Consider the following 4,001-nt stretch of genomic DNA (forward strand, 5'->3'; position numbering starts at 1 on the left):
CTGGTGTCGAGAGGGTGGACAAAAAATCATTCACATCAAGATTTGCAGCGGACTTCTTGGTCCTCCTGCCTGTTCTGTTTGACATCGTAAAGAGAAGATTTGTTCGGACTCCATTGTCTGAGCATGATCCTGAAGGGTAAGCGTTACAGCTTGCCGGGATGGTTCATGTGTTGAGGATAATGGTTTGTCGCGGTGAGACGCTCAATCTCCCGCACATGATGGGTTGTTTAACCGCGCCCCCGGACCGATCTCGAGAAGCTGGTCTTTTTGTGTCAATGACATCAAGCAACCTGTTAGGGTCGTGTTGTGGCGACAATCTCTTCGAGATTGCGCCGGGGCGCGACAAACCCTTCGGGTTTGCGCGGTGAGCATTGGCAATGAGAACGATCAAGTGTCTTAAGGGCAATTGGTGGATGCCTTGGCATGCACAGGCGATGAAGGACGTGATACGCTGCGATAAGCGTCGGGGAGGTGCGAATACCCTTTGATCCGACGATTTCCGAATGGGGAAACCCACCTAAGGTACTTGTAAAATCAGAGCTGCTGCCGGACTTCGGTTTGGTGGCGGTTGTGGTTTACAAGTATCGTTATTAGGTAACTTATCCTGAATTCAATAGGGATAAAGTGGCGAACGCGGGGAACTGAAACATCTAAGTACCCGTAGGAAAGGACATCAACCGAGACTCCGCAAGTAGTGGCGAGCGAACGCGGACCAGGCCAGTGATTTTTGTGAGACAAGTGGAACCTTCTGGAAAGTAGGGCAAGAATGGGTGACAGCCCCGTACACGTAACGCGAACAAAAATCCTTGAGTAAGGCGGGACACGTGAAATCCTGTCTGAACATGGGGAGACCACTCTCCAAGCCTAAGTACTCGTGCATGACCGATAGCGAACTAGTACCGTGAGGGAAAGGTGAAAAGCACCCCGACAAGGGGAGTGAAAGAGTACCTGAAACCGATTGCCTACAAACAGATGGAGCCCGCAAGGGTGACATCGTACCTTTTGTATAATGGGTCAGCGACTTAGTGTGACGAGCAAGCTTAAGCCGGTAGGTGTAGGCGCAGCGAAAGCGAGTCTGAACAGGGCGTTCAGTTCGTCGCATTAGACCCGAAACCGAGTGATCTAGCCATGAGCAGGATGAAGGTAAGGTAACACTTACTGGAGGTCCGAACCCATAACTGTTGCAATAGTTCGGGATGACTTGTGGCTAGGGGTGAAAGGCCAATCAAACTCGGAAATAGCTGGTTCTCCGCGAAATCTATTTAGGTAGAGCGTCGACCGAATACCTCGGGGGGTAGAGCACTGGATGGGCTAGGGGTCCTCACCGGATTACCAAACCTAACCAAACTCCGAATACCCGAGAGTACTAGTCGGCAGACACACAGTGGGTGCTAACGTCCATTGTGAAGAGGGAAACAACCCTGACCAACAGCTAAGGTCCCCAAGTCATGGCTAAGTGGGAAAGGATGTGAGGATCCCAAAACAACCAGGATGTTGGCTTAGAAGCAGCCATCATTTAAAGAAAGCGTAACAGCTCACTGGTCTAAATAAGGGTCTTTGCGCCGAAAATGTAACGGGGCTAAAGCCATGCACCGAAGCTTTGGGTTTGATCCGCAAGGGTCAAGCGGTAGCGGAGCGTTCTGTAAGCTGATGAAGCCATACCCGTGAGGGGTGGTGGAGGTATCAGAAGTGCGAATGCTGACATGAGTAACGTAAGGGGAGTGAGAGACTCCCCCGCCGAAAGTCCAAGGGTTCCTGCTTAAAGTTAATCTGAGCAGGGTTAGCCGGCCCCTAAGTCGAGGCAGAAATGCGTAGACGATGGGAACCACGTTAATATTCGTGGGCCTGTGGGTAGTGACGGATCACGTGTGTTGTCAGGTCTTATTGGATTGATCTGGCGGCGAAGTGGTTCCAGGAAATAGCTCCCACTTATAGACCGTACCCGAAACCGACACTGGTGGACTGGTAGAGTATACCAAGGCGCTTGAGAGAACTATGCTGAAGGAACTCGGCAAATTGCACGCGTAACTTCGGAAGAAGCGTGACCCCTTTGCACGCAAGTGTATGGGGGTGGCACAGACCAGGGGGTAGCGACTGTTTATCAAAAACACAGGGCTCTGCGAAGTCGCAAGACGACGTATAGGGTCTGACGCCTGCCCGGTGCTGGAAGGTTAAGAGGAGGGGTGCAAGCTCTGAATCGAAGCCCCAGTAAACGGCGGCCGTAACTATAACGGTCCTAAGGTAGCGAAATTCCTTGTCGGGTAAGTTCCGACCTGCACGAATGGCGTAACGACTTCCCCGCTGTCTCCAGCATAGACTCAGTGAAATTGAATTCCCCGTGAAGATGCGGGGTTCCTGCGGTTAGACGGAAAGACCCCGTGCACCTTTACTATAGCTTTACATTGGCATTCGTAGTGGCATGTGTAGGATAGGTGGTAGGCTTTGAAGCCAGGGCGCCAGCCTTGGTGGAGCCACCCTTGAAATACCACCCTTATCTCTATGGATGTCTAACCGCGGCCCGTTATCCGGGTCCGGGACAATGTATGGTGGGTAGTTTGACTGGGGCGGTCGCCTCCTAAAGAGTAACGGAGGCGCGCGATGGTGGGCTCAGAACGGTCGGAAATCGTTCGCTGAGTGCAATGGCATAAGCCTGCCTGACTGCGAGACTGACAAGTCGAGCAGAGACGAAAGTCGGTCATAGTGATCCGGTGGTCCCGCGTGGAAGGGCCATCGCTCAACGGATAAAAGGTACGCCGGGGATAACAGGCTGATGACCCCCAAGAGTCCATATCGACGGGGTTGTTTGGCACCTCGATGTCGACTCATCGCATCCTGGGGCTGGAGCAGGTCCCAAGGGTATGGCTGTTCGCCATTTAAAGCGGTACGTGAGTTGGGTTCAGAACGTCGTGAGACAGTTCGGTCCCTATCTGCCGTGGGTGTAGGAATATTGAAAGGATCTGTCCCTAGTACGAGAGGACCGGGATGGACGTATCTCTGGTGGACCTGTTGTGGCGCCAGCCGCATAGCAGGGTAGCTATATACGGACGGGATAACCGCTGAAGGCATCTAAGCGGGAAACCCACCTTAAAACGAGTATTCCCTGAGAGCCGTGGAAGACGACCACGTTGATAGGCCGGGTATGGAAGTGCAGCAATGCATGAAGTTTACCGGTACTAATAGCTCGATTGGCTTGATCGTTCTCATTTACCAATGCTCATCTGCGATGAGCATCCAGCTCTCCTGTCCTCACGGCCGTATCGCCTGGCTAACGCCAGGCTGGCCTCCGGACGGGGCGTGGCATAAGCCACGGCGTGCAGTCGCACGCTAGCGGGTGCATCGCCTGGTAAGTCGGCAGCGACTTACAGCACAAAAGACAACTGGCTACGGCCTACAGCTTCTCGAAAATACATGCACTTTGCCGACCTGGTGGTTATGGCGGAGCGGCTGCACCCGATCCCATTCCGAACTCGGCCGTGAAACGCTCCAGCGCTGATGGTACTTCGTCTCAAGACGCGGGAGAGTAAGTCGCTGCCAGGTCTGCCAAGTGCATGTAAATCATCTTCTCCTAACGATAATGGCCCGCCAACGGGTACACCGGGCCGCGCAAGCGGCCCTTTCTGTTGGAAGACCATCGTAATAAGGTAAGCATCAGCTTACAAAAGACCGGCCGCAAGCCGAATGGTTGACGCAAGGGTCGAGCAGCGCCCCGTCCGCCCGCAGAAGCCAAAGGCTTCGAGGACGGACAAACCAAAAAGTCCGGGCTGCCCGGCCGGCTTGGCCGAATAGTTGACGCGGGGTGGAGCAGCCCGGTAGCTCGTCAGGCTCATAACCTGAAGGTCGTAGGTTCAAATCCTACCCCCGCAACCAAATCAGAAACAAAACCCGCAGCACCCGCTGCGGGTTTTGTCGTTCTGCCACCCTCCAACAGCTCCACACCCCAATCCACAGCCCCATCCGCCCCCAACGCAACAGCCACACGATGAATGCGCCACCCTGTCGCC

1 tRNA gene and 2 rRNA genes are annotated in these 4,001 nt (G+C 54.0%); all 3 read left to right on the forward strand.

Features of this window, described 5'->3' with window-relative positions:
- Nucleotides 1–385 precede the first annotated feature (385 nt).
- The 3 genes from BM413_RS32190 to BM413_RS32200 all read left to right on the forward strand — a co-directional run bounded on the left by BM413_RS32190 (nt 386) and on the right by BM413_RS32200 (nt 3,867).
- Nucleotides 386–3,198: ribosomal RNA gene (locus BM413_RS32190) — 23S ribosomal RNA — on the forward strand.
- 224 nt (nt 3,199–3,422) lie between these two features.
- Nucleotides 3,423–3,537: ribosomal RNA gene (gene rrf, locus BM413_RS32195) — 5S ribosomal RNA — on the forward strand.
- A gap of 253 nt (nt 3,538–3,790) precedes the next feature.
- Nucleotides 3,791–3,867 (forward strand) — tRNA-Met (locus BM413_RS32200).
- Nucleotides 3,868–4,001: the final 134 nt, after the last annotated feature.

The organism is Mesorhizobium sp. YR577 (assembly GCF_900116595.1).
Lineage (GTDB): Bacteria > Pseudomonadota > Alphaproteobacteria > Rhizobiales > Rhizobiaceae > Mesorhizobium_M.